The sequence below is a fragment of the Litchfieldella rifensis genome, from assembly GCF_042646605.1.
In the GTDB taxonomy this organism is placed as follows: domain Bacteria; phylum Pseudomonadota; class Gammaproteobacteria; order Pseudomonadales; family Halomonadaceae; genus Litchfieldella; species Litchfieldella rifensis.
In genome coordinates this window covers 333,147-359,615 of the sequence record NZ_JBHRUG010000027.1, presented here as the reverse complement: position 1 = coordinate 359,615, position 26,469 = coordinate 333,147, and the positions used below count along the sequence as shown (strand labels likewise).

Here is a 26,469-nt window from a genome sequence, read left to right as displayed (position 1 = left end):
CCACACCCAATACAAAACACTATTGTTTGAATTTGCATATAAAAACGAGAAGCATTATCATTACCGGCGCTGTTATGACGGTGACATCACCGGCTCATAGAAAAATAGAGACAACCGTTACACCACGGATCATGCAAGGGACACCCATGTCATCTCCTAGGCAGCCCCGCGTTACTTGGCTGATACCCGCCGTTCTTTCCGCCCTGCCCTCCATGGCACTCGCGCAGTCCGCCACGGAACGGACTGCCGACACCGCGGCCACCAGCGAACTATCGCCAGTGGTGGTGACCGCAACACGCAACAAGAGCGTCGCCGGCGAAACGCCGCAGAAGATCACCATCATCACTCACGAGCAGATCGAGCAGCAGTTGGCCATTACCAATGATCCCGGCCAGGTGCTCAGCAATCTGATTCCCTCCTATTCCCCGAGCCGGCAGAAACTCTCCAATGCTGGCGAAACCTTCCGCGGGCGTTCGCCGCTGTTCCTGGTCGATGGCGTTCCCCAAACCAACCCTCTGCGTGACAGTGCTCGCGACAGCTACACCATCGACCTGAGCATGGTCGAACGTATCGAGGTCATTCACGGTGCCAGCGCCGAGCATGGCCTGGGGGCGACCGGCGGGATCATCAACTATGTCACCAAGCGTGCCGACAGTGGACGAGTCAACCAGCATGCCGGGGTCAGCCTCACCAGCGACGACGATCTCGAGTCGGAAGGCTTCGGTCACAAGCTGGATTACCAGGTCAGCGGCCAAAGCGGTAACTGGGACTATCTCGCCGCCGCGACCCAGCAGGAGCGAGGGGTCTTCTTCGACGGCAACGATGAGCTCGTCGGGATCGCCTATCCGGGGGAAATCCAGAACTCTTCCAGCTACGACCTGCTGGCCAAGCTCGGTTATTGGATCGACGACAACCAGAACATCAACGTTTCCGCCAATCACTTCGAACTGGAAGGCAATCACGACTACGTACCGGTCATCGGCGATCGGGATGCCGGCATCCCGACCTCGGCCCGCAAGGGAAATCCCGATGGGGACCCGGGCTACAATGACGTGACGACGCTTAGCCTGGACTATTCCCACGCCGATTGGTTCGGCAATGACCTGGATGCCAAGCTTTACAGTCAGCGCTTTCGCGCCCAGTTCGCGACGACCCCCTTCTTCCCTTATGTCGATGAGGCGGGCAATACCCTCTTTGACCAGACCCGCAACGAGTCCGACAAGCTGGGCGGCAAATTCACGTTGAGCCGGGATGGTCTGCTGAACGACCGCCTGACCCTGACCACCGGTCTCGATGTACTGCAGGACGAGACCCGGCAAATGCTGGTGCATACGGATCGCATCTATGTCCCCGAGACGCAGTTTCGCAACTATGCCGTCTTCCTGCAGGGGGATTACGCACTCCTGGACAACTTGACGGTGCACTCCGGGGTGCGCCACGAATACGCCGAACTCGACGTCGACACCTTCTCGACCATCGACCGCAGCAACGTCACCCAGGACAACGTCACCGTCGACGGCGGCAAGCCGGACTTCGACGAAACCCTGTTCAACGCCGGCCTCGTCTATCAGGTGACATCCTGGGCACAGCTGTATGCCAATTATTCGGAAGGCTTCGGCATGCCGGATGTGGGCCGGGCGTTACGCGGCATCTCAGCGCCGGGCCAGGACGTCGACACCCTGCTGCAATTGCAGCCCATCGTCACTGACAATCGCGAGATTGGCGCTCGTTTCGACTGGGACCGTTATCGTTTCGAACTAAGCTATTACGAGTCCAACTCCGATTTGGGCGAGCGTCTGAGCGAGGAAAATGGCGTCTTCGTCGGCAATCGCGAGAAGACCGAGATCCAGGGAGTCGAACTCAGCGGTGAAATCCAGCTTAGCGACGCCCACGGCCTGCGCCTCTCCTACGCCCATGCCGAGGGCGAGTCGGACACCGATGGCGATGGCAAGGTCGATACCGAGCTGACCGGCATCAATATCGCGCCCGACACCCTGCGTCTGGCCTGGAGCGCCGCTTGGAACGATGTCCTCTCGACCCACCTGCAGACCAGTTACTACTTCGACCGCAGCGTCGACGACCCAGAGCTGGAGTTCGACGGTTACGGCCTGGTCGACGCCTCTCTGGCCTATCAACTGCCGCTCGGCCGCATGAGCGTCGGGATCGAGAACCTGACGGATAAGGACTACTTCACCTACTACTCTCAAGCCGCCCGCATCAGCGACGAATACTTTTTCAAGGGACGCGGCCGGACCTTCACGGTGGGCTACCAGCTCGACTTCTGATCGGCATTCGCCCAGAAGGAGGATCAAAAGGCGGTGACCAGGCGGTCATCGCCTTTTTCATGGTGATGGCTGGATAGCGAAGGCGCCCACCACCTGGGGCCGAATATCGAACTGGACTTGTTTTCTCAGTGGCGCCAGCGATACAGCAGATAAACAAAAAGCGGCGCCCCGATGCCGGCGACGAAGATCCCCGCCGGCAAATCGCGGGGCGTAAAGGCGATCCGCCCTAACAAGTCGGCGTAGAGCAGGATCAGGGCGCCGATCAGCGCCGTCACCGATACCAGCCCGGTAAAGCCGCGCGCCACCAGGCGACGGGCGATATGTGGAGCGATCAGCCCGATAAAGCTCAGGCCACCGGCGAAGGCCACCGCCGAGCCGGCCAGTGCCACACTGAGCAGCAGCAGCACCAGGCGACTGCCCTGCACGGCACTCCCTAGGCCGGTGGCCAGGTCGTCGCCCAAGGCGAGCACATCCAACTGCCGGGCTTGGCTGAGTGCCAGAGGCAGGCAGACCGCCATCCAGGGCAGCATCCCCACCACCTCGCGCCATTGCGCCGCATAGAGACTCCCGGTCAGCCATACATAGGCGCGCATCGCCGTCGTGTCCGGGCTCAGCACGATCGTCAGGGTGGTGATGGCGCCCAGCGCCGCGGCGATACCGATACCGATCAGCACCAGGCGCGCCGGGGTCACGCCACGCTGCCAGGCCAGGGCGATGATTCCCAGGGCAACCAGGAATGCCCCTCCCATCGCCACCACCGGCAACCACGACTCGCCCAGCGCCGCCCCTCCCAGCGTCAGGAACAGCACGGCAGCCACCGAGGCGCCGCCGGTAATGCCGATGACATCCGGTGACGCCAGCGGATTGCGTACCAGGCCCTGCAGGATCAGACCGGCCACCGCCAGGGATGCCCCGACCATCACCGCCAGCAGTACCCGCGGCAGGCGGATCTCATGGACGATCAGCGCAATGTCGCTATGCGCAGGAAACAGCAACGCCTCCAGTACCGCCGTCGGTGAAGTGGGATGACTGCCCAGACACAGCGACAGGAAGGCGCTGGCGACAAGTCCCAGCCCCAACACGGCCGTCACCGCCAGGGTGCGACGATCGAGCCGCAATGCCAGGTACCCCTTGGCGCTACGCCACACGATCGGTCGACTCATAGCGCCTGACTCCTACGACGGGCGAGATGGAGGAAGAACGGCGTACCCAGCAGGGCCGTCATCACCCCCACCGGCACCTCCTCGGGAGGCATCAGGAAGCGAGCCAGGGTATCCGCGACCAGTAGCAGCCCGGCGCCCAGCAAGGCACAACCAGGCAGCACCCAGCGGTGATCGCGACCGAACAGGCTGCGCACCATGTGCGGTACGATCAGCCCCACGAAGCCGATCATGCCGGCCACCGCCACCGACCCGCCGGCCAGCACGATGACCGCCACCCCCGCCAGCAGCTTGACCTGGCCGGAACGCTGCCCCAGTCCCTTGACCACTTCGTCGTCGAGGGCCAGGACGTTGAGCTGGCGCGTCAGCGCGGCGCAGAGAATGGCGGCACCGCAAAACAGCGGCAGCAATGGCGTCACCATCTCCAGGCCGCGACCGGACACCGAGCCGGCCAGCCAGAATAGAATGCTCTCGAAGCGCTCCTGGTTGACGATCAGCAGCCCTTGGGCGAAGGAGACGAACAGTGCGGTGATGGCGACCCCGGCCAGCACCACGCGCACCGGCGAAACCCCCTGCTGCCCCTCCCGTCCCAGCAAATAGACCAGCAGCGCGGCGACGCCGGCGCCGAGAAAGGCCGCCCAGACGAAAGCCAACGGCGTATGCAGAGCGAACCAGGTGCTGGCCACCACGACGAAGAACATGGCACCGGCATTGATGCCGAGGATGCTCGGTGCGGCCAGGGCATTACGGGTCAGCGTCTGCATCAGTGCCCCCGCCACCGCCAGACTGGCGCCGACCAGGGCGGCGATCACCGCACGGGAAAGACGCTCGGTACGCAGAATCAGGTGCTGCGTCGACCCCGGGTCATAGGCGAAGAAGGCATCCACCAGGGTGGTCGGGGCGATATCGGTATGCCCCAGCGCCAGGCTGGCGATCCAGGCCCCGAGTGTCAGCACTCCACCCGACAGCAGGCCCAGCACCTTTGCCGTGCGTGTCTTCAGCACCTGGTCACTCCTGCGTCTCGCGGCCCGGTTCCAGGCCATAGTGGGCATAGAGTGCGTCGAGCAGGCGATTGGCGGCCAGAATCCCGCCCCCCATGCTCCAGATCACCGGGTCGACCCGGTAGACCCGCCCCTGTCGCGCCGCCTTCAGGTTTTGCCACAACGGGTGTTGGGTCCACTGGCGATAGGTCTCGGCCACGGCAGGGTCCGAGTCGCGCATGAACACGAAGATGGCATCGGCATCCATGGCCGAAATGCTCTCGCGGCTGGTCAACTTGATGCCCCACCCCGACTGTTGCTGAGCGTCGGGGCTTTGGAAGCCCAGCTCGTCGAGGATGCTGCGTGCGAACCCGTCATAGTAGAGACGTGCGTGGTCGCTGCGGAAGCTGACCACCGCGACCTCCTGTGGCCAGGCCTCGCCGAGCGCCGCCGCGATCCGGCGCCGGAAATCGGCCACCCTCGCCTCCCAGTCATCGAGCAATGCCTGGGCTCGCCGCTCACGGCCGGTCGCCTCCCCCATCAGCCTGAGCATGGCCTTGAAATCGTAGGCAGTGTCCGGCACCACCGTGGGGGCGATGCGCGACAGCAGCGGATAGACCGCGTCGTGGCGATAACGGGCGCCGACGATCAGATCCGGCGCGAGCCAGGCGACGGTCTCGAGATCGGGCTGGGTTTCCAGCCCCAGATAGCGGACGTCTTCCGGCAAGCCGCCACGCAAGTAACGGTACATGGGCTTTTCCACCCAGGACTCGACGACGCCCACCGGCTCGAGGCCCAGCGCCACGGCCGTATCCGTGGCCCCTTGGTAGAGTGTCACGAGGCGCTGCGGCCTGTCTTCGATGCGGGTTTCACCGAAGGCATGCTCGACCGTGCGCACCGTTTCGGCCTGACTCGAGCCTGCCAGTGCCAGTAGTACCAGCACAGCCAGGCACCCACTGACCTTCTGGAGAACTTGCATCGGTCGCATCATGAGCGGCTTCCCTACGGGAGCGACAGTAGACAGAAGGGCGCAGACAATGCCACACTTGCGCGCCAAAATACAAATGATTCTCACTTTTCATGAGAGTGCAGCAGGCCATGACCGGCACCCGACTACAAGGCGAACGGCTCACCGCCGGCTATGAGGGCCATCGCGTTCTCAGCGAGGTCGATTTTCGCGTGGAAGACGGCCGGGTGACGGTATTGCTGGGGCCCAATGGCAGCGGCAAGTCGACGCTGTTGAAGACCCTGGCGCGCACACTCGCCCCCGAGCGCGGACAAGTGTTGCTCGACGGCAAGGATATCCATCACAGCCGCACCCGCGATGTCGCGCGCAAGCTGGGCATCCTTCCCCAAGGGCCCTCGGCGCCGGAGGGGGTGACGGTGCGCGAACTGGTCTGCCTGGGGCGCTTTCCCTATCAACACCTATGGCGCCAATGGTCGTCGGAGGACGAGCGCGCCGTGGTCGATGCCATGGCCACCGCCAATGTCGCCCAGTTCGCCGACCGCCCGATCGACGACCTGTCCGGCGGCCAGCGCCAGCGCTGCTGGATCGCCATGGTGCTGGCCCAGGAAACCGACCTGATCCTGCTCGACGAGCCGACGACCTTTCTCGACCTGAAGGTGCAGGTCGACCTGCTGGAGCTGCTGGTGCGACTCGCCCACGACAAGGGACGCACCCTGCTGGTGGTGCTGCACGACCTGAACCTGGCCGCGGCCTATGCCGACGTGCTGGTGATGATGCGCGAGGGGCGCATCGAACACGGTGGCACTCCCGAGACGGTCTTCACCGCCACCCATCTCAAGCAGGTCTTCGATCTCGATGCGCATGTCATCCGCGATCCCCATACCCAGCGATTGGTCTGCGTACCGACACTGGCCGGCTCGACGACTTCCACTCGGATCGACGTGGGACTCGCCCATCACGCACCGACGACCATGATTCCCCCATGACCGCCATGCCTAGACGCTTCTGTGCCCAGGAAAGCGCCGCCATCGGCGACCCCCTGGTCGGCACGGCTTCCCATGCCGAACGCAACCTGTTGATCAGCTGGCCACGCGCCAAATGGCTGCGCAGCCTGCGCGAGGCCAGCGACATGCCGGCGGAAGTCTCTGCGCTGATCGAGAACATCGCCGCGCATGGTCGTCGAGTCAACCTGATCCACCGCCAGGGACAGCCCAGCCATGTACATCGCATCTTCCTGATGCCGGAGTGCCGGAGCCATGACGTGCCACGCGAGGAGTTGGCCAGTTTTCTGCATGCCTTGCGTGACGGAGCGACTCTCGAACGCTGGCAGACCGGGACCGTTCATGGCTCGATGATCCTGTGCTGCACCCATGGCAGGAAGGACAAGTGCTGCGCCAAGTTCGGCTATCGCACCTACCAGGCGATCGCCGACGAAGCCCAACACCATGAGTACGCCTTCGATGTGTGGGAGAGCACCCACCTGGGAGGTTGCCGCCTGGCGGCCAGCGCCATCATTTTTCCCCAGCTGCGAAAGTACGGCCGCATCGGGATCGACGACATCCCCGGCCTGCTGCGGGCCGAAGCTACCGGCCAGCCCTATCTGCCGTGCTACCGCGGCGACTCCCGGCTTTCTCCGCCCGAACAGTGTGCCCAGGTCGCCGCGCTGGAGTGGCTGCAGGCACGCGGGCTGAGAGGCGAGGTGAGCGTGGAAAGCGAAAGCGCCATCGCCGAGGGCAACCGCCTGAGCGTGCCGGTTCGCTGGCAAACCGCCGGTCGGCAAGGCCGACTGGTGGTGACCTGTGTCGAATATGAACTCATCCGACACGACACCTGCGCCGACTACGCAGGCGACGGCGCGACACCCAGCAAGGTCTGGCGTGCGACGCAGGTCACGGCACTGGCCAGCGTGGACCAGAGCGTGTAGATCGGAATCTCCACGCTCGGAGAGACCTCCTACTTGGCAAACACCACCGTGCGCTTGGCGTGCAGGAACACCCGCCGTTCGAGATGGTAGCCCACGGCCCGCGCCAGTGTGAGGCATTCGATATCGCGCCCCTTGGCGACCAGGTCCTCGGGATAGTCGGCGTGGCTGACCGGCTCCACCCCCTGGGTGATGATCGGCCCCTCGTCGAGGTCATCGTTGATGTAGTGGGCGGTGGCCCCGACCAGCTTGACGCCCTTGTCGTAGGCCTGGTGGTAGGGCTTGGCGCCCTTGAAGCCGGGCAGCAGCGAGTGGTGGATATTGATCGCCCGCCCGGCGAGCTTCGCGCACATCTCGCTCGACAGCACCTGCATGTAGCGCGCCAGGATCACCAGCTCGGCGCCGGTCTCCTCGATCACGCCCCACACCCGGGCTTCCTGCTCGGCCTTGGTGTCGGGGGTAATGGGGAAATGGTAGTACGGCAGGTCATGCCAGGCCGCCAGCGGCTCGAGATCGGGGTGGTTGGAGACCACGGCGCGGATCTCGATCGGCAACTGGCCGATGCGATAGCGATACAGCAGGTCGTTGAGACAGTGATCGGCCTTGGAGACCAGGATCACCACCGGCATCCGCGTGCCCGGCGGGGTCAGCTCGAAGGTCATGTCGAATTCTTCGGCCCGCGGCGCGAAGGCCGCGCGGAAGGCCTCATCGTCGAAGTCATCGTCTAGCGGCCGGAACTCGGCGCGGATGAAGAAACGCTCCCCCAGGCGGTCGTCGAAGGAGTGCTGCTCGGTGATATAGCAACGGCTTTCCTTGAGGAAACGGGTGACCACGTCCACGGTGCCCAGGCGGCTGGGGCACTGGGCGGCGATGATCCAGGTATCGGAAGGGGGACTCATGAGAAACGCCTCCTTATATGGCAAAAGGCCGGGGCATGCCCCGGCCTGACACTCATTTTGCGACGCCGATGCCGTATTCCTCGCCGGCATCCAGCAGCCAGCGATAGCAGTAGTCGGCGAAGCTGCGCCGCACCACCAGCTCCCAACGGTCCTCGCTGGGGCGGCGCACGATGACGGTGGCCTTGGCGAAGACCGTGGTCACGCCCCGGCCGACCGGGAAGTGGCTGGGGTGGACGTCATAGATCACCGACTTCATCAGCACTTCGCGGGCCTTCTCGCCGGATAGCTCCAGTACGGTCTGGCCGCCGCCGACATTGACGATGCTGTAATGGGCATCGCCGAGACGCTCACGCAGGCGATTCTCGAGCTCGTACTCCTCGCCAGCGGGGACGATGACCAGCCATTCGTCGGGCGACAGCCATTGGATGGAGCGTTCGCCGGAGGCATCGAGCGCGAGCCCCTGGGGCTGGCCGGGCAGGTTGATGCCCAGCACGTCGCGCAGGGCCTCATCGAGGGTAATGGCACCGCCGCGCAGGATCAGATGGCCGAGAAAGGCCCGCTCCTTGAGCGTCACCGCGCTCTGCGCGCCGGCGGTCGGGCCCCCTGAGCGCTGGTACGAGTAGGCCAGTGGCGATTCGACCGGGATATTGGCCTCGGTGCGAGTATCGAAGACGGCGACCTTAGACATGCTGGCGCTCTCCCTTGGGATCGTAGAAGATCGGGCTGACGATTTCGGCCTCATGGGTCTTGCCATCGGCCATGGGTAGATAGACGGTCTCGCCCATCTTGTGCTGGCCGCCCTTGACCACCGCCAGGGCGAAGCCGGAGTCCAGCGTCGGGCTGTAGTAGCTCGACGTGACATGGCCGACCATCGGCATGGGGATCGCATGGCTCGGATCGAAGACGATCTGCGCGCCCTCTTCCAGCACCACCTTGGGGTCCTTGGGCTTGAGCCCGACCAGCTGCTTGCGGTCGCTGCGCTTGGTGTCGGGGCGCGACAGCGCACGCTTGCCGATCCACGAGAACGGCTTGTCGTAGCCGACGCACCACTGCATGCCCAGGTCTTCCGGGGTCACCGAGCCATCGGTGTCCTGGCCGACGATGATGAAGCCCTTCTCCGCCCGCAGCACGTGCATGGTCTCGGTACCGTAGGGCGTCAGGCCATACTTGTCGCCGTGCTCGAAGAGCGTCTTCCACACGTGCATGGCGTAGTTGGCCTGGACATTGATCTCGTAGGTCAGCTCACCGGTGAAGGAGATGCGGAAGACCCGTGCCGGCACCCCAGCGACCTGGCCCTGGCGCCACTCCATGAACTTGAAGCCGTCGCGATCGAGATCGATATCGGTGATCTCGGCGAGCAGATGGCGCGCTTCGGGGCCGGTGATAGTCATGGTCGCCCAGTGGTCGGTGACCGAGGTGAAATAGACCTCGAGTTCCGGCCATTCGGTCTGATGCCACAGTTCCAGCCATTCGAGGATCGCCGCGGCGCCCCCGGTGGTGGTGGTCATCAGGAAGTGGTTGTCGCCCAGGCAGGTGGTCACGCCGTCGTCGGTGACCATGCCGTCGTCCTTGCACATCAGGCCGTAGCGGGCCTTGCCGACAGCGAGCTTTTCCCACTTGTTGGTGTAGATGCGACCCAGGAATTCACGCGCATCCGGCCCCTGGATATCGATCTTGCCCAGGGTCGAGGCGTCGAGGATGCCCACGGACTCGCGCACCGCGCGACATTCGCGCGCCACCGCCTCGTGCATGGTCTCTTGCTTGCCTTTGACGGTCTGCGGGTAGTACCAGGGGCGCTTCCACTGGCCGACATCCTCGAACTCGGCGCCGTTTTCCACGTGCCACTGATGCAGGGCGGTGTAGCGCTCGGGGTCGAACAGCTCACGGCAGTGACGGCCGACGATGGCGCCGAAGGTCACCGGCGTGTAGTTGGGACGGAACACCGTGGTGCCCACTTCGGGAATCGAGCGGCCCAGGCAACGCGCGGCGATGGCCATGCCGTTGATGTTGCCGAGCTTGCCCTGGTCGGTGCCGAAGCCCATGGCGGTATAGCGCTTGACGTGCTCGATCGATTCGAAGCCCTCGCGGGTCGCGAGTTCGATGCCCGAGGCGGTCACGTCGTTCTGCAGGTCGACGAACTGCTTGGGCGCGCGCAGCGTCGGCTGTTCGTGCGGCACCTGATAGAGCGCACAGGCCAGCCCCGTTTTCACAGACACGGTCCGAGGCAGCGTCACGGCGGGCGCCTGGTGGCCGCAGGCAGCGGCAGCGCGAGTCCCCGCGGCCACGCCATCGGCCAGGGTCTCACCCAGCGCGTAGACGCCCTGGGCGCCACCCGTGGCGATGACACCCTTGACCAGTGACGGTACAAAGCCCAGCAGTTCCTCGTTCCAGGTCGGACGCGCACCGGTGTGCGACGCCAGGTGGATCACCGGGCTATAACCGCCGGAGCTGGCGATGGTGTCGCAGGCCAGCTCTTCCGCGCCACCGGTGATCTTGAAGCTGTCGAGATCGACCTTGGCCACGCGCGCCGCGCTGACGCGCTTGTCGCCCTTGGCCTCGATCACCGCACTGCCGGGGATGATACGGATGCCCTTGGCCTTGGCGGCCTCGACCCACTCCCCCTCCGGATTGGCACGGGCATCGACGATGGCGACCACGTCGCGACCGGCGTCCGCCCAGTCCAGGGCGGCACGGTAGGCGTGGTCGTTGCTGGTGGTCAGCACCAGCTTGTTGCCCGGTACCACGCCGTAGCGGCGGATATAGGTGGAGACGGCACCGGCCAGCATATTGCCCGGTACGTCGTTGTTGGCATACACCACCGGGCGCTCGTGGGCACCGGTAGCCAGAATGACCTGCCCGGCACGCACGCGATGCAGGCGCGCCCGTGGCTGACGACGCCCGTTGTGGCGCGGGGCGATGTCGGCCAAATGCTCGGTGCGCCGCTCGTGCAGGGTCACGAAGTTATGGTCGTGGTAGCCGTTGGCGGTGGTACGCGGCAACAGGGTCACGTTGTCCAGCGCCGCGAGTTCATTCACGACATCGGCGGCCCAGCGCTCGGCCGGCGCGCCATCGAGCGACTCGCGGCTGTCGAGCAGCGAGCCGCCCATCTCTTCCTGTTCGTCGGCGACGATCACCCGCGCCCCGCTGCGCGCGGCGGCCAGCGCCGCGGCCAGGCCCGCTGGGCCGGCACCGATCACCAGCACGTCGCAGTGGCGATGCAGGTGATCGTAGATGTCCGGATCCGACTCGTTGGGGCTACGGCCCAGGCCGGCGCTCTTGCGGATGTACTTCTCGTAGGTCATCCACAGCGAGGCCGGGGCCATGAAGGTCTTGTAGTAGAAGCCGGGGGGCATGAACTTGCCACCCAGCTTGCCGACCAGGCCCATCAGGTCACGCTGCACATTCGGCCAGCCATTGGTGCTGCGCGCGCTGAGACCGTCGTACAGCGCCTGCTGGGTCGCCCGCACATTGGGCACCTGGGCGGCCTCGGTGCTACCCAACTGGACCACGGCATTGGGTTCCTCGGCACCGGCGGCGACGATACCGCGCGGGCGCGAGTACTTGAAGCTGCGGTTGACGATGTCGACCCCGTTGGCCAGCAAGGCCGAGGCCAGGGTATCACCGGTATGGCCCTGGTAGGTCTCGCCATTGAAGGTGAAGGTCAACACCTGGCGGCGGTCGATGCGCCCGCCCTCGGCGAGACGATTCGGCTGTTTCAGCGACTGGCTCATGCCCGGGCTCCTGTTGTCTTGGCGACCTGAGACGCGCCCTGTTCCTGCTGCGGCTGTGCCGAGGCAGGGGAATAATTCTCGGCGGTGATCGACGGCTGCTCGCCCATCTTGTAGGTCTCGAGGATCTCGTAGGTCACCGTGTGCCGCGTGATATTGAAGAACTTGCGGCAACCGACGGCGTGCACCCACAACTCATGGTGGACACCGCGCGGGTTGTCGCGGAAGAACAGGTAATCGCCCCATTCCTCGTCGGTGCAGGTATCGGGGTCCGCGGGGCGCATGAGATGCGCCTGGCCCTTGGCGTGGAACTCTTCTTCCTCGCGGTGTTCGCCGCAGTAAGGACAGTGGATATAGAACATGTTGAAGCCTCCTTAGTGCGCGACACCCGCGGCGCCGTGTTCGTCGATCAGTGCACCGCTATGGAAACGGTCGATACTGAACGGTGCCGCAATCGGGTGCGGCTCGCCCTTGGCCAGGGTCGCGGCGAACACATGGCCCGAGCCCGGCGTGGCCTTGAAGCCACCGGTGCCCCAGCCGCAGTTGAAGAACAGCCCCTTGACCGGCGTCTTCGACAGGATCGGGCAGGCGTCCGGGCAGGTGTCGACGATGCCGCCCCACTGGCGGTTCATGCGCACCCGCGAGAAGATCGGGAACATCTCGACGATGGCCTGCAGGGTGTGCTCCACGGTGGGATAGCTGCCGCGCTGGCCGTAGCCGTTGTAGCCGTCGATGCCGGCGCCGATCACCAGATCGCCCTTGTCGGATTGGCTGATGTAGCCGTGGACGTGGTTGGACATCACCACGGTGTCGAGGATCGGCTTGAGCGGCTCGGACACCAGTGCCTGCAGCGGGTGGGATTCGATGGGCAGCTTGAAGCCGGCCATCTTGGCCAACACCCCCGAGTTGCCGGCGGTCACGCAGCCGACGGTCTTGGCGCCGATGTCACCACGGTTGGTATGTACGCCCAGCACCTTGCCGTCCTGGATCTTGAAGCCGGTGACCTCGGTCTGCTGCAGGATGTCCACCCCGTGCGCATCGGCACCACGGGCGTAGCCCCAGGCCACGGCGTCGTGACGCGCCACGCCGCCGCGCGGCTGCCAGGAGGCGCCCATCACCGGATAGCGGGCCCGCTTGGAGCAATCGAGGATCGGCACGATCTCCTGGACGCCCTTGGCATCGAGGACCTCGCCGTCGACACCGTTCAAGCGATTGGCGTTGACCCGGCGCTGGATGTCGCGCATGTCCTGCAGGGTGTGGCCGAGGTTCAACACACCACGCTGGGAGAACATCACGTTGTAGTTGAGGTCCTGCGACAGGCCTTCCCACAGCTTCATGGAGTGCTCGTACAGCGCCGCCGCCTCGTCCCACAGGTAGTTGGAACGCACGATGGTAGTGTTGCGCGCGGTATTGCCGCCGCCCAGCCAGCCCTTCTCGATCACCGCCACGTTCCTGACGCCGAACTCCTTGGCCAGGTAGTAGGCGGTGGCCAGGCCGTGGCCGCCACCGCCGATGATGATCACGTCGTACTCTTTCTTGGGCGTGGGGTTACGCCACTGGCGCTGCCAGTTCTCGTGGTGGCTCAGCGCGTGCTTGACCAGCCCGAAGCCTGAATAACGTTGCATGCTACTTCTCCTCAATCGGCGCCCGCCAGACTCACGGACGAGCGTCTGGCGGACGGGCTTAGGCGATGGATGTCTCGCGCGCGTCAGCGGTACGGGATTCGACATAGACCGGATAGCGCCCACACAGCTCGAAAACCTTGTCGCGCACCTCGGCCTCGATGGCACTGGTATTACCCTGCTCGGCCAGCACGTCGAGGATGTCGCACACCCAACCGGCCAGGGCCTCGCAGTCGGCCTCATTGAAACCACGAGTGGTCACCGCCGGGGTACCGAGGCGCAGGCCGGAGGTCACGAAGGGGCTCTGCGGGTCGTTGGGGACGGTGTTCTTGTTGACGGTGATATGCGCCCGGCCCAGCGCCGCGTCGGCGTCCTTGCCGGTCACGCCCTGCTGGATCAGCGACACCAGGAACAGATGGTCATCGGTGCCCCCGGAGACCACCTCGTAGCCACGCTCGACGAAGACCTGGGCCATGGTGCGCGCGTTGGCGATCACCTGGGTCTGGTAGCGCACGAAGTCCTGGCTCATGGCCTCCTTGAAGGCCACCGCCTTGGCCGCGATCACGTGCATCAGCGGGCCGCCCTGCTGGCCCGGGAACACCGCGCCATTGAGCTTCTTGTACAGCGCCTCGTCGCCGTGGGCGGAGAGGATCAACCCACCGCGCGGGCCACGCAGCGTCTTGTGGGTGGTGGTGGTCACCACATGCGCGTGCGGCAGCGGGCTGGGGTACAGGTCGGCGGCGACCAGACCGGCGACATGGGCCATGTCCACCATCAGATAAGCGCCGACGGCATCGGCGATGGCACGGAAGCGCCGCCAGTCGACCACTCGGGAGTAGGCGGAGAAGCCGGCGATGATCATCTTGGGCTGGTGCTCATGCGCCAGGCGCTCGACCTCGGCATAGTCGATCTCGCCGGTGTCGGGGTTCAGGCCGTACTGCACGGCATGGTAGTGCTTGCCGGAGAAGTTCGGAGCGGCACCATGGGTCAGGTGGCCGCCGTGGGCCAGACTCATGCCCAGCACGGTATCGCCGGGGCTGACCAGGGCCATGAACACGGCGGCATTGGCCTGGGCGCCGGAGTGCGGCTGGACGTTGGCGTAGTCGGCACCGAACAGGTCACAGGCCCGCTCGATGGCAAGCTGCTCGACCTTGTCGACGAACTCGCAGCCGCCGTAGTAACGCTTGCCCGGATAGCCTTCGGCGTACTTGTTGGTCAACTGAGTGCCCTGGGCTTCCATGACCCGCGCGCTGGCATAGTTCTCCGAGGCGATCAGCTCGATATGCGCCTCCTGACGAGCGGTTTCTTCAGCGATGGCCGTAGCCAGGGCGGCATCGAAGGATGCCAGGCGGTCGTTGTGGGCAAACCCATCACGGTGGGACATGCAAGCCTCCAGAATTGTTGTCGTGGCCGGGGAAGCAAGGAACATTTGTTCGGCACTTCCCAAGGAGCAGTCGTTATTCACTGTGCCATCCTTGCGGCGATGGTATTCCTTGCCCTGGGGGGCAAGATGCTTGGCGGCGTCACGACCCGATGCGTTTGCGACACCGGTGTCGCCCTTCGACAATCCCGTCGCCTTGCACGGCCGGCATAAGGGCTGGAGTTGCATCTTCGCAGGCTAATTAACGACAATACGCGCTCGCTGCGTCGCTTTCTTCTTCCTCAAGGACATTGCCCATGCTTGCCGAACTCTTCGCCGTGATGGCCCCGGTCTTCGTCGGCGCGAGTCTCGGTTTCCTGTGGGTGCGCCTGGGCCACGCTTATCCGGTAGAGTTCGTCACCAAGCTGGTCTTCAATATCGGGACCCCGGCTTTGATCCTGGCCTCGCTGTCGGGCGCCGAGATCGACGCCGGCAGCTTCAGCCGCACCATGCTCGGTACCCTGCTGGTGCTGGTCGCCATGGGGTTGCTGACATTCGCCATGGCGCCGCTACTGCGCAAGGACTGGCGGGTGCTACTGTCGCCGATGATGTATCCCAATACCGGCAACATGGGCCTGCCGGTCACGCTCTATGCCTTCGGCACCGCCGGTTTCGCCTTTGCCATCGCCGTCATGGTCACGGTCTCGCTGGTGCAGTTCACCTTCGGCACCCTGATCACCAGCCGCAGCAACCAGCCATGGCGGACGCTCGCGCGGACCCCCAACGTCTACGCCATCCTGATCGCCCTGGCCATCCTGCTGACCGACACCACGCTGCCACTGTGGTTGGGCAACACCCTGGACCTGATGTCCGGCTTCACCGTGCCGCTGATGCTGATCACTCTGGGGGTGTCGCTGGGCAGCATCCAGGTCAGGAGCCTGCGCTCCGGGGTCGGCTTCAGCCTGCTGCGCACGCTGAGCGCGGCACTGCTGGCCTCTGCCATCGGTTATCTGCTCGGGTTGCCGCCGCTGGCGCACAGTATCCTGGTGCTGCAGATGAGCATGCCGGTAGCGGTGTTCAACTACCTGTTCGCCCAGCGCGCCAAGCGCGAACCGGCCTATGTCGCCAGCCTGGTGTTCTGCTCGACCCTGCTGTCGTTCCTTTACTTGCCGTTGCTGCTGGCCTATCTAATGTGAAGGCACTCGACACGGAGAATCACCATGACACAGGATTCCACAACGAATCGACCGCCGACACGGCACCACGATACGGTGTTGGAGCCGAGGCACGAGACACACTCGCTGACACCATGGTTGCCCACCTTTCCCGGCTTTTCCCTGACCGTCAGCCGTGCGGAGATCACCATGCAGCATGGCCAGGCATACCTGAAGGCGGAACGCCATCAGATGGAGAATGGACGGGTAACGACGGAGCGAATGGAGGGCCATGTGCCTCCCGCCATGTATGACGAGGCTTGGCAAATGGCGGCGCGGCAGGCGGAAATGATCGGCGAGTGCATGTATCAGCAGATGCGCTTGTTCATGCCGTGGCTACCGAATTCACGGCGCTGAGACGATGGGATGGTGCGGGAGGCCACTCCTCGTCCGCCCTCACGACGATTCGAGGATGGCCTCGCCTTCTGAGAGTTATCAGTAGTCCACCACCACATTGCCGGTAGGCTTGCTGCAGCAGGAGAGGATGTAGCCTTCTTCGACGTCCTCGTCGGTGATACCGCCGTTGTGTTCCATGTCGACCTGTCCCGAGGTCAACGGCACGCGGCAGGTACCGCAAATCCCCATGCCACAGGCCTTGGGAATGTGCAGCCCCAGCTTGGCGGCGGCGGCGTGCACGGTTTCGCCAGGCTGGATGCGTACGCTCTTGCCGGCGGAAGTGAATTCGACACTGAGCATCTCGTTGACATCGAATTCCTCGGCTTCGGCCTCGGCCTGCTCGACATGCTCGAGCACTTCCTCCTGGACATCCATCGGCGTGGCGCCGAAGGATTCCTCATGGTAGCGGTTCATGTCGAAGCCGTTGTCGCGCAGCAGACGCTTGACGGCGTTCATGTAGGGTGTGGGGCCACAGCAGAAGATCTCGCGATCCATGAAGTCCGGCGCCATCAGTTCCAGCATCGCCTGGCTCAGATAGCCACGGAAGCCGGCCCAAGCCTCGCCCAGCTCGTCGCTTCGTTCACACACGATGTGCAGCTTGAACTCGGGAATCCGCGAGAAGATATGTTCGAGTTCGCGGTGGAAGATAATATCCTTCGGCGTGCGAGCGCTATGCACGAACTCCAGGTCGACGGCGGCATTGGTATCGAAGAACCAGCGCGCCATCGACATCAGCGGCGTGATGCCCACCCCGCCGGAGAGCATCAGGATCTTTTCGGCGGGATAGTCGATAGAGTTGAAGTTGCCTACCGGGCCATGCACTGCCAGTTCGTCGCCGACCTTGAGGTTGTCGTGCAGCCAGTTGGATACCACGCCCCCCGGCATGCGCTTGACGGTGATCGAGAAACTGTACGGCACCGATGGCGAGCTGGAGATGGTGTAGGAGCGCATGACCGGGTTGCCGTCGATCTCCAGCTCCAGGGTCACGAATTGCCCCGGCTTGAAGAAGAACAGTACCGGTTGCTCGGCCATGAAACAGAAGGTCCGCACGTCCCAGGTTTCCTGGATCACCTTGACGCAGCGCACCATGTGACGGCCGTTGGCCCAGGTCTGGGTAGTAACCGGATTGAGGAAACTCGTTGTCATTGTCGTCTCTGCCTGGCTGGGGCTGCACCATCGGTAGGCTCCAGCACCTGGGGCCACCGTCTCTTGATGAGCGCATTCTGCGCCATGCACCGGGGCGGCAACTTACCTGTCAGCGACATGGGCATATCCCTGAATTCCACTGTCGAGGCAGACTTTTCGCCATCGCGTCGTACTTGAACCGCCTTATGTCGTCGGCAGACAATTGACACGCCTCGCGCTGATCCAAACTCGCCGAAAATCGACGGCATATCCAAGAGATATGCCCATCCAGGCCCCGCACGATAACCCTAACACCAATAATCGTTACCGACCGACCGCGGCCACCCGCCGCGACAGCCATGCAAGAGGATGCTGCTGCCATGACCCCGATGTCTGCTCCACGTCTGGACGACCCCCTGGCTCCGGCCCGCGAGGCCACTGCCGACATGCTTGCCAAGCGTGAACGTAACTTCTCGCTGCCGCAACCGTTCTACAACGATGCCCGGTTGTTCGCCCTGGACATGCAGGAAATCTTCGAGAAGGAGTGGCTGTTCGCCGGCATGACCTGCGAGATTCCCACCAAGGGCAGTTTCATGACGCTGGAGGTGGGCGATAACCCGGTGATCATCGTGCGCGGCAACGACGGAGCGGTACACGGCTTCCACAATGTCTGCCGTCACCGTGGCTCACGCCTGTGTGTCAAGGACAAGGGCAAGGTCGCCAAGCTGGTCTGCCCCTATCATCAGTGGACCTACGAGCTGGACGGTCGTCTGCTGTTCGCCGGCAGTGACATGGGTGAGAATTTCGACCTCGGCGCCTATGGTCTGAAGCCGATTCACGTCAAGACCGCTGGTGGTTATATCTTCATCAGCCTTGCCGAGCAGCCGCTGGTCATCGATGACTTCCTGGTAACGCTCGAGCATTATCTCTCACCCTATGACATGGACAACGTCAAGGTGGCGGTGGAATCGAGCATCGTCGAGCAGGCCAACTGGAAGCTGGTGATCGAGAACAACCGGGAATGCTACCACTGCAATGGTGCGCATCCGGAATTGCTCAATTCGCTGCAGGAATTCGACGATACCGACGACCCGCGTGCCACCCCGGCCTACAAGGCGCTGGTCGAGCGCAAGCAGGCCGACTGGGACGCCGAGAACGTCCCCTGGCAGCTCAAGCGCTTCGGCAAGCGCAACCGCCTGACTCGGACGCCATTACTGGATGGCACCGTGTCGATGACCATGGACGGCCAGCCGGCGTGCAAGAAACTGATGGGGCGCCTGACCAGTCCCGACATGGGCTCACTGCGCATCCTGCACCTGCCCAACTCCTGGAACCACTTCATGGGCGACCACGCCGTGGTGTTCCGGGTCATGCCGCTGGGCCCGCAGCAAACGGTAGTCACCACCAAGTGGCTGGTGCACAAGGATGCCGTGGAAGGCGTCGACTACGATCCCGTCCAGATGCGCAAGGTGTGGGACGCCACCAACGACCAGGACCGGCGCCTGGCCGAGGAGAACCAGCGCGGCATCAACTCCAAGGCCTATCAACCGGGCCCCTACTCCGAGACCTATGAATTCGGGGTGATCGACTTCATCGACTGGTACAGCGAGCGCCTGCAGGAGAACCTGGGGCATACCGCACCGCATCTGCAGCTCGCTCGGGGCTAGCCGTACCCACCGCTACCTTCGTGACACGATCCCAGGGCCCGCCATGTGCGGGCCCTGTCGTCGTAGCGGGGATTGGCACGCGCAGGGCTCTGGACCCTCGGGGCTGAACATGCTGGGATAGGGCCGGTCATAAAGTACTGTCCTGCCACGCAGGTCACGGCAATGCATCCGAGGCCCTCAATGCGCCTACGCAACATCATCATCGTCACGGTCATCGTGCCGCTGTTCCTGATCTTGCTGGTATTCAGCCTGGTAGCGATCAAGTCGCTGGAAGACAATGTCCGCTCGAAGCTGCAAAGCGAAGTGCAGATCATCACCCATACCATTGGCGCCTCGCTGGGCTATGCGCTGGCACAGGACACCCCGGACTCCCTGCAGGAATCGTTGCATTCCGCCTTTTCCTTCCACCGCATCTATGGCGCCTACGTCTTCGACACCGAGGGCCGCAAGATCTATGGCCTGGGACTGGGCGAAGAGCTATTCACGCCCGAGGACATCCGTCAGGTCGCCAAAAACGGCGAGAGCACCGGTGCCTATCGCCAGCAAGACCGCTGGAACTATTACTCGGTCCTGACACCCTTGAACACGCCTGGCGGCGAAACGCGGGGCGTGCTGCAGGTCAATCGGCTCAATACCGGAGTCGAGAGCTACGCCGGTTTCATCAGTATCGTCGCAGTAGTGGTGTTCGCCATCGGCGCCGCCGGGATCGTACTGACGATATGGTGGGGTTTCCGACGCTACATCGAACGCCCGCTCAATCGCCTGCTGGGCGTAATGGAGAGAGTCGAGAAGGGCGATCGCGGTTATCGTGCCCCCATCAGGGGTCCCGAGGAGTACCGCCAGCTATCACAGGCGCTGAACGGCATGCTCGATGCCATGGCCGAGAAGGATGCCGATATCGAAGCCCGGCAGCAGAAGGAGATCGAACTGGAAAAACGCCTGCGCAAGTCGAAGAAGCTCGCCGAACTGGGTGTCCTGGCGGCCGGTGTCGCCCACGAGATCGGTGCCCCCTTGACGGTGATCAACGGCCAGGCCCAGCGCCTCGCCCGCCATGAGTCGCTCGGCGACAGCGAGCGCGCCAAGCTCACTCGCATTCGCAATGAGGTCGATCGCATTGTCGTCATCGTGCGACATTTGATGGAACTCGGCCGTCAGCATAATGTGGATAAGGAGGCCTGTCGCTTGTCCGATATCATCGTGACTGCTCAGGAATTGCTCGAGGACGAGCTAGCCTCCCGACAAGCGCACCTCGAGCTGGATCTGGGCGAGCCCGAGGCGGTGCTGATGGCCAACGCCCAGCAACTCACACAGGTGGTGACCAACTTGCTGCACAATGCCCTGCAGGCCACCCCTCACGGCAGAATACGCCTGCGCGCCCGTTGCCACGACGGCGAACTGCACGTCACGGTCGAGGATGACGGTCCCGGTATCGACGATGCCGACAAGAACCGGGTATTCGACCCGTTCTTCACCACCAAGCCGGTCGGCCAGGGCAGTGGCCTCGGGTTATCCGTGGTTCATCGTATCGTCAACGACCATGGAGGGAGCATCGGTGTCTTCGACAGCGAACTCGGAGGTGCCGGCTTCGACCTGACCCTGCCGCTGGAAAATGGTCCACAACAGGAAATAGGAGCACAGTGATCGCCAACCCATGGATTACCACCAGGAGGCCCCCGTGCACCCCCCCATCCTGATCGTCGAGGATGATCCTGCCATTCTCGAACTACTCGAAGAAGAATTACGTGATGCCGGCTACCCCACCCTCGGGGTGGAAAGCGCCGAAGACGCCATCGCCACCCTGAGCCACAGCCAAGTCGAACTGATCATCAGTGACGTACGCCTCCCCGGCATCAGCGGCATGACGCTGCTGGAGAACCTGCGCCGTGATGGCAATCCGGTCGGCTTTATCGTGATCACGGCCTTCGGCACCATCGAGCAGGCGGTCGAAGCCTTGAAGATCGGTGCCGACGACTTCCTGACCAAGCCCCTGGACCTGGAAAATGTGCGTGACGCGGTATTTCGTGTGCTGGAGAACCGCCGCCTGGCTTCACGCCTGGCCAACGCCGATCACCAGAACATGAACTTCCACGGCATCGTCGGGACCAGCGAAGTGATGCAAGGGCTTTTCCACGACGCCTCGCGCCTCGCCAAGAGCGATGCGCCGATCCTGATCCTTGGCGAGAGCGGAACCGGCAAGGAACTATTGGCACGAGCTATCCATGCCGAGAGCCTCCGTCATGATATGCCATTCGTGGCCGTCAACTGCGCCAGCATCCCGTCCGAACTGATGGAAAGCGAGTTCTTCGGGCATGTGAAGGGGGCCTTCACCGGCGCCAACGAGACACGTCCCGGGCTCTTCCAGGCGGCCCAAGGCGGCAGCCTGTTTCTCGACGAGATCGGCGAGATGTCGCCAAATCTGCAGGCCAAACTGCTACGCGCCCTGCAGGAAATGACCATACGCGCGGTGGGGGCCGAGAAGGAAGAAAGGGTCGATGTGAGGATCATCGCCGCCACGCATCGCGACCTTGAGGAAGAGATCGAGAAGGCGAACTTCCGTAGCGACCTCTTCTATCGCCTGGAAACCTTCTCGCTGCGCATCCCACCCCTACGCGAGCGTGAAGGCGATATCGAGCGACTGTTGTCGGCCCTGATCGACAAGCATTCCAGAGCCCGGGACAACCCCATCCAACAGGTCGAGCCCTTGGCCCTGCAAGCGTTACTGACCTACTCCTACCCGGGCAACGTGCGTGAGCTGGAAAATGCGATCATGCGTGCCGTAACGCTGGCCGAAGACGGTATCTTGAGCCATGCCGACCTACCGGAGCGTATTCGTCGGCATGGCGAGGACATGCCCCCGATCAACGGCAACGATCCGATACCCGGTGACACCGGCCAGCAATGGCCACGCCTGGAAGATGTCGAGAGACGCTATATACAGAAGGTCCTGGAGGCCACCGGCGGCAACAAGCGGCGTACCGCCGACATCCTGGGCATCGCTCGCAAGACCTTGTATCGGCGCCTGGAAGAAGACGAAGGCTAGCTTTCGAGAATTCTCACGACATCGCCCTCCCGGCAGACTCGGGAGGGCGATGCGTCACATCCCTATGAATGGACAACGCTCCTGATGAGTGGTCCGGCATGTCAGCCGTTACCGTGTGCTGTCGTCCCCTTGCTCCTCGTCGGGGCTTCCCATGCTTCCCCTTCATCCTGAGCATACCTCGTTGACTCGTATGCTTATTCGATCATGGGGAGGCAGCAGGCGGATCACCACGCACCGCGCCCCTCCTGTCACTTGTGGAGACAAACCTTTCCATGCCATCAAAAGGCTAGGAAACCGATATCTTGCTGGTTTTCCGTCGTCGGACCATTGCCGCCGGATCACCCCCCTCCTGGGTCTAGCCTTGCTGTTCTTCCTGTTGCTGCGAGCCGGACTCCTGTTGCTGCGAACCGGACTCCTGCTGCTGCGAGCCGGACTCCTGCTGCTGCGAGCCGGACTCCTGCTGCTGCGAGCCGGACTCCTGCTGCTGCGAGCCGGACTCCTGCTGCTGCGAGCCGGACTCCTGCTGCGAGCCGGACTCCTGCTGCTGCGAACCGGACTCCTGCTGATTCTGCTGATCCCCCCCGTTGTCACAGCCTGCGAGGGCCAGGGTCCCCAACGCCAAGGCAGTGCTCAAGGCCACCGCCATGCTCTTGTGGCGTGAGCCGTTGCGATCTTTCATCCTTGCCTCCTCAGGTGACTGCTCGCTCTTCATCTTCGCTCTTCATAGCCATCCAAGCAGATGGCATGCCAAGCATCAAAAATTTTATTAAAACCTCCACACATCAACAAGATAATAGCCAATCCTCATAGCGAAATCCATCCGCTTCCATGCCGCCCAAGGCTTCCGGGTGTGGCGCCAAATGACACATGGGTCACAATGGCCCGCAGGCCACATACGAAGTCGCCCCACCCGACATGGCGTCGAGCAGGGCGTCATTCCTGACCGAGGCAGGCAATCCCGTGGAATCAGCGTAGGCCAGGTAGCAAATAGCGCTCGATAGCGGCGCGGACCGAGGGCAACATGATGTCGGTGTGCTGCATCAGCTCGCGCACCAGATCTTGAAGCCCCAGGACGCCCACTTCCACATGCTTGCGCAGCGCCAGGCGAGCACAGGTCTCGGGACAGGCGCCCTCGGGAATCTGGATTCCCAGCGCCACCAGGCGATTGCGGAAGTCGTCGCCATCGATCAAATCGACGATCATCATTTGCCCACCCTCCTCATGACAGTCCCCTCTTCAATGGGTAACGGCTTCGCGAGCTTCCGCCCTGGTCAAGCGACAGGCGGCGTACTTGAACTCGGGGATCTTGCCGTACGGATCCAGTGCCGGGTTGGTGAGGATATTCGCCGCCGCTTCGGCATAGCAGAACGGCACGAATACCATCCCCTCCGGCATCAACGAGTCGGCGCGGGTGCGCAAGGTGATCTGCCCCCGGCGGGTGGTGATGCTCACGGGATCGCCCGGCTCCAGGCCCAGCCGGCGCAGCTCACTAGGCGCTAGGCTGGCCACCGCTTCGGGTTCCAGATCATCGAGCACCCGGGCGCGACGCGTCATCGAACCGGTATGCCAGTGCTCGAGCTGACGTCCGGTGGTCAGCACCGTCGGATAGTCACCATCGATCGGTTCATCGGGCGGCAACGGCAGGGTCGGCGAGAATTTCGCCCGGCCACTGGCGGTGGGGAAGGCGTCCGAGAACACCACGTCGGCGCCGGGCGCGTCGTCGGCCGGGCAGGGATAGGTCACCGAGTCTTCGCGCTCCAGGCGCTCCCACGAGATGTGATCGAGCGACGGCATGCCGTGGGTCATCTCGGCAAACACCTCGCGTGGGTGCCGGTAGTTCCAGGGCAGGCCGAAGCGCTTGGCGATCTCCTGGATGATCCACCAGTCGGGCTTGGCCTCGCCGGGCAGCGGCATGGCCTGGCGGCCCATCTGCACCTGGCGGTTGGTATTGGTCACGGTGCCATCCTTCTCCGGCCACGCGGATGCCGGCAGGATCACATCGGCGAACTGCGCGGTCTCGGTGACGAACAGGTCCTGCACCACCAGGTGCTCGAGCTTGGCCAGTGCGGCCCGCGCATGGTCCAGGTCGGGATCGGACATGGCCGGGTTCTCGCCCTGGATATACATGCCCTTGATCGTGCCGGCGTTGATGGCCTCCATGATCTCGACCACGGTCAGGCCGGGCTTGTCGTCGAGCTTGGTGTTCCACAGCTCTTCGAAGGCAGACCGCACCTGGGCATCGGAGACCGGCTGGTAATCGGGCATGACCATGGGAATCAGACCGGCATCCGAGGCCCCCTGGACGTTGTTCTGGCCACGCAGCGGATGCAGGCCGGTGCCGGGACGCCCCGTCTGGCCACACGCCAGTGCCAGCGAGATCAGGCAACGCGCGTTGTCGGTGCCGTGGACATGCTGGGAGATGCCCATGCCCCAGAAGATCATCGCCTTGTCGGCATTGGCGTACTCGCGCGCCACCGCGCGGATCTCCTCGGCACTGACGCCGCAACTCTCGGCCATCGCCTCGGGTGTCAGGTCACGCACATGCTCCTTCAGCGCCTCGAAGCCTTCGGTGTGCGCATCGATATAGGTCTGGTCGTACAGCTCTTCGGTGACGATCACGTTCAACATGGCGTTGAACAGCGAGACGTCGCTGCCCGGCGTAAAGCGCAGCGCCTTGTGCGCGTAGGCGCCCAGCGCCTGCCCGCGGGGGTCGATGACGATCAGGCGCGTCCCGCGCTTGGCGGCCTGCTTGAAGAAGGTCGCTGCCACCGGGTGGTTCACCGTCGGGTTGCAGCCGGTGAGGATCACCACGTCCGCTTCCAGTGCCTGCATGAACGAGGCGGTCACCGCCCCGGAGCCGATGCATTCCATCAGCGCCGCGACCGAGCTGGCATGGCACAGCCGCGTGCAGTGGTCGACGTGGTTGGAGCCGAAGCCGGTACGCACCAGTTTCTGGAACAGCCACGCCTCCTCGTTGGAGCACTTGGCGCTGCCGAAACCGGCCAGGGCATCGGGACCGTGGGCATCCTTCAGCTCGACCAGCCCCTTGGCTGCCAGGTCCAGTGCCTCGTCCCAGTTCGCTTCGCGGAAGTGGCTCAGCGGTTTGGCCGGATCGAACGCCGGATCGAGGCCTTTGGGCACGCCTTCGCGACGAACCAGGGGCACGGTCAGGCGCGACGGATGGCGCGGATAGTCGAAGCCGAAACGGCCCTTGACGCATAGGCGGTTCTGGTTCGACGGGCCGTCGCGGCCCTCGACGAACAGGATCTCGTCATCCTTGATGTGATAGGTGAGCTGACAGCCCACGCCGCAGTAAGGGCATACCGAGTCGACGGTCTTGTCGGCGACCTTCGAGTCGCCACGGCCCTTGTCGTCGATCAGCGTGGCCGGCATCAAGGCGCCGGTCGGGCAGGCCTGGACGCATTCGCCGCAGGCCACGCAGGTACTCTCGCCCATGGGATCGTCGAAGTCGAAGACGATCTTCGAGGCCGCCCCGCGATGGGCCAGACCGATGACGTCGTTGACCTGTACTTCGCGACAGGCGCGCACGCACAGGTTGCACTCGATGCAGGCGTCGAGATTGACGTTCATCGCCGAATGGGTGGTGTCGTGAGCAAGTGAGCCCTCGCGGGGCGTCACGTGGTGCACGGTCGGCCCGGACCGCGACTCGCGCGACGGCATCCACTCGCGGACCGCAGCGGCATCGATGGCCAGCTTGTCGGCCATGGCCCAGAAGTGGCTCGAGCGGTCGGGGCTGTCGTCGCGTTCGGGTTGGTCGGCAATCAACAGTTCCATCACCCCTTCACGGGAAGTACGCGCCCGCTCGGAAGTGGCACTCTTGACTACCATGCCGGGCTTGGCCTCGCGTATGCAGCTCGCCGCCAGCACTCGCTCGCCTTCGATTTCGACCATGCAGGCACGGCAGTTGCCGTCACTGCGATAGCCGGGAGCGTCCTTGAAACACAGGTGAGGAATGGTTTCCCCCGCGCGCTTGGCCACCTGCCATAGCGTCTCGCCGGGAAAAGCGCTGACCTCGGTACCGTCCAGGGTCAGGGTGAAGGGTTCGGCCTGCGTGGAAGCGGCCGGGGATAATGCGGTATTCATG

General features: G+C 63.8%; 21 protein-coding genes. 8 read left to right on the top strand and 13 right to left on the bottom strand.

The window, feature by feature from the left end:
- The first annotated feature begins 146 nt into the window (after positions 1 to 146).
- Positions 147 to 2,285, top strand: a complete 2,139-nt coding sequence (locus ACFOEV_RS14230) for a TonB-dependent receptor (protein WP_386775029.1) — start codon at positions 147 to 149, stop codon at positions 2,283 to 2,285.
- 125 nt (positions 2,286 to 2,410) lie between these two features.
- Here ACFOEV_RS14230 and ACFOEV_RS14225 read toward each other — a convergent pair whose 3' ends face one another.
- Genes ACFOEV_RS14225 through ACFOEV_RS14215 form a run of 3 tightly spaced genes read right to left on the bottom strand, consistent with a single transcriptional unit; the run spans position 2,411 to position 5,416 of the window.
- On the bottom strand, positions 2,411 to 3,448 hold the full coding sequence (locus ACFOEV_RS14225; protein ID WP_386775027.1) for a FecCD family ABC transporter permease: 1,038 nt from the start codon (positions 3,446 to 3,448) through the stop codon (positions 2,411 to 2,413).
- Positions 3,445 to 4,449 carry a FecCD family ABC transporter permease gene (locus ACFOEV_RS14220; RefSeq protein WP_386775025.1) on the bottom strand — a complete coding sequence of 335 codons (1,005 nt, stop codon included), beginning with the start codon at positions 4,447 to 4,449 and terminating at the stop codon, positions 3,445 to 3,447. The genes ACFOEV_RS14225 and ACFOEV_RS14220 overlap by 4 nt, the downstream gene beginning before the upstream one ends.
- Positions 4,450 to 4,453: 4 nt before the next feature.
- Positions 4,454 to 5,416 (bottom strand): ABC transporter substrate-binding protein, encoded by a 963-nt coding sequence (locus tag ACFOEV_RS14215; protein WP_386775023.1) that lies wholly within the window; start codon positions 5,414 to 5,416, stop codon positions 4,454 to 4,456.
- A 107-nt stretch (positions 5,417 to 5,523) separates the two neighbouring features.
- Here ACFOEV_RS14215 and ACFOEV_RS14210 point away from each other — a divergent pair, with 107 nt between their 5' ends.
- Together ACFOEV_RS14210 and ACFOEV_RS14205 are read left to right on the top strand one after the other, a co-directional pair.
- Positions 5,524 to 6,378 (top strand): ABC transporter ATP-binding protein, encoded by an 855-nt coding sequence (locus ACFOEV_RS14210; protein WP_386775143.1) that lies wholly within the window; start codon positions 5,524 to 5,526, stop codon positions 6,376 to 6,378.
- Positions 6,375 to 7,316: a sucrase ferredoxin gene (locus ACFOEV_RS14205; RefSeq protein ID WP_386775021.1), complete on the top strand. Its 942-nt coding sequence runs from the start codon at positions 6,375 to 6,377 to the stop codon at positions 7,314 to 7,316. The genes ACFOEV_RS14210 and ACFOEV_RS14205 overlap by 4 nt, the downstream gene beginning before the upstream one ends.
- Positions 7,317 to 7,345: 29 nt before the next feature.
- Here ACFOEV_RS14205 and purU read toward each other — a convergent pair whose 3' ends face one another.
- From purU to glyA, 6 genes are read right to left on the bottom strand one after another with little or no spacing between them, the layout of a single operon-like run.
- On the bottom strand, positions 7,346 to 8,212 hold the full coding sequence (gene purU, locus ACFOEV_RS14200) for a formyltetrahydrofolate deformylase (RefSeq protein ID WP_386775019.1): 867 nt from the start codon (positions 8,210 to 8,212) through the stop codon (positions 7,346 to 7,348).
- A 52-nt stretch (positions 8,213 to 8,264) separates the two neighbouring features.
- Positions 8,265 to 8,900, bottom strand: coding sequence for a sarcosine oxidase subunit gamma (locus ACFOEV_RS14195; protein WP_386775018.1), 636 nt, complete (start codon positions 8,898 to 8,900; stop codon positions 8,265 to 8,267).
- Positions 8,893 to 11,943 carry a sarcosine oxidase subunit alpha family protein gene (locus tag ACFOEV_RS14190; RefSeq protein WP_386775016.1) on the bottom strand — a complete coding sequence of 1,017 codons (3,051 nt, stop codon included), beginning with the start codon at positions 11,941 to 11,943 and terminating at the stop codon, positions 8,893 to 8,895. Before ACFOEV_RS14190 ends, ACFOEV_RS14195 begins: the two co-directional genes overlap by 8 nt.
- The gene (locus ACFOEV_RS14185; RefSeq protein WP_386775014.1) at positions 11,940 to 12,302 is read right to left on the bottom strand and encodes a sarcosine oxidase subunit delta; all 363 of its coding nucleotides are present in this window, start codon (positions 12,300 to 12,302) and stop codon (positions 11,940 to 11,942) included. Before ACFOEV_RS14185 ends, ACFOEV_RS14190 begins: the two co-directional genes overlap by 4 nt.
- A gap of 12 nt (positions 12,303 to 12,314) precedes the next feature.
- A complete protein-coding gene (locus ACFOEV_RS14180) occupies positions 12,315 to 13,565 on the bottom strand; it encodes a sarcosine oxidase subunit beta family protein (protein ID WP_386775012.1) in 1,251 nt (416 codons plus the stop codon).
- A 58-nt stretch (positions 13,566 to 13,623) separates the two neighbouring features.
- Positions 13,624 to 14,946: a serine hydroxymethyltransferase gene (glyA, locus tag ACFOEV_RS14175; protein ID WP_386775010.1), complete on the bottom strand. Its 1,323-nt coding sequence runs from the start codon at positions 14,944 to 14,946 to the stop codon at positions 13,624 to 13,626.
- A 293-nt stretch (positions 14,947 to 15,239) separates the two neighbouring features.
- Here glyA and ACFOEV_RS14170 point away from each other — a divergent pair, with 293 nt between their 5' ends.
- Both ACFOEV_RS14170 and ACFOEV_RS14165 read left to right on the top strand, forming a co-directional pair.
- On the top strand, positions 15,240 to 16,118 hold the full coding sequence (locus ACFOEV_RS14170) for an AEC family transporter (RefSeq protein ID WP_386775008.1): 879 nt from the start codon (positions 15,240 to 15,242) through the stop codon (positions 16,116 to 16,118).
- Between the two features lie 24 nt (positions 16,119 to 16,142).
- Positions 16,143 to 16,493 (top strand): hypothetical protein, encoded by a 351-nt coding sequence (locus tag ACFOEV_RS14165; RefSeq protein WP_386775006.1) that lies wholly within the window; start codon positions 16,143 to 16,145, stop codon positions 16,491 to 16,493.
- Between the two features lie 78 nt (positions 16,494 to 16,571).
- Here the strand turns inward: ACFOEV_RS14165 and ACFOEV_RS14160 are convergent, their stop codons facing one another.
- Complete coding sequence (locus ACFOEV_RS14160) at positions 16,572 to 17,678, bottom strand: FAD-binding oxidoreductase (protein WP_386775004.1); 1,107 nt, start codon at positions 17,676 to 17,678, stop codon at positions 16,572 to 16,574.
- A gap of 359 nt (positions 17,679 to 18,037) precedes the next feature.
- On the opposite strand from ACFOEV_RS14160, the gene ACFOEV_RS14155 reads away from it, so the two are divergent.
- The 3 genes from ACFOEV_RS14155 (at position 18,038) to ACFOEV_RS14145 (ending at position 22,364) form a co-directional block, all read left to right on the top strand.
- Positions 18,038 to 19,324, top strand: coding sequence for an aromatic ring-hydroxylating oxygenase subunit alpha (locus tag ACFOEV_RS14155; RefSeq protein ID WP_386775002.1), 1,287 nt, complete (start codon positions 18,038 to 18,040; stop codon positions 19,322 to 19,324).
- A 180-nt stretch (positions 19,325 to 19,504) separates the two neighbouring features.
- Positions 19,505 to 20,965 (top strand): sensor histidine kinase, encoded by a 1,461-nt coding sequence (locus tag ACFOEV_RS14150; protein ID WP_386775000.1) that lies wholly within the window; start codon positions 19,505 to 19,507, stop codon positions 20,963 to 20,965.
- A 10-nt stretch (positions 20,966 to 20,975) separates the two neighbouring features.
- Positions 20,976 to 22,364, top strand: a complete 1,389-nt coding sequence (locus ACFOEV_RS14145) for a sigma-54-dependent transcriptional regulator (protein ID WP_386774998.1) — start codon at positions 20,976 to 20,978, stop codon at positions 22,362 to 22,364.
- A gap of 355 nt (positions 22,365 to 22,719) precedes the next feature.
- Here the strand turns inward: ACFOEV_RS14145 and ACFOEV_RS14140 are convergent, their stop codons facing one another.
- The 3 genes from ACFOEV_RS14140 to fdhF all read right to left on the bottom strand — a co-directional run bounded on the left by ACFOEV_RS14140 (position 22,720) and on the right by fdhF (position 26,468).
- Positions 22,720 to 23,043 (bottom strand): hypothetical protein, encoded by a 324-nt coding sequence (locus ACFOEV_RS14140; RefSeq protein ID WP_386774996.1) that lies wholly within the window; start codon positions 23,041 to 23,043, stop codon positions 22,720 to 22,722.
- 287 nt (positions 23,044 to 23,330) lie between these two features.
- Positions 23,331 to 23,570 (bottom strand): hypothetical protein, encoded by a 240-nt coding sequence (locus ACFOEV_RS14135; RefSeq protein ID WP_386774993.1) that lies wholly within the window; start codon positions 23,568 to 23,570, stop codon positions 23,331 to 23,333.
- 30 nt (positions 23,571 to 23,600) lie between these two features.
- Positions 23,601 to 26,468 (bottom strand): formate dehydrogenase subunit alpha, encoded by a 2,868-nt coding sequence (gene fdhF, locus ACFOEV_RS14130; protein ID WP_386774991.1) that lies wholly within the window; start codon positions 26,466 to 26,468, stop codon positions 23,601 to 23,603.
- Position 26,469: the final 1 nt, after the last annotated feature.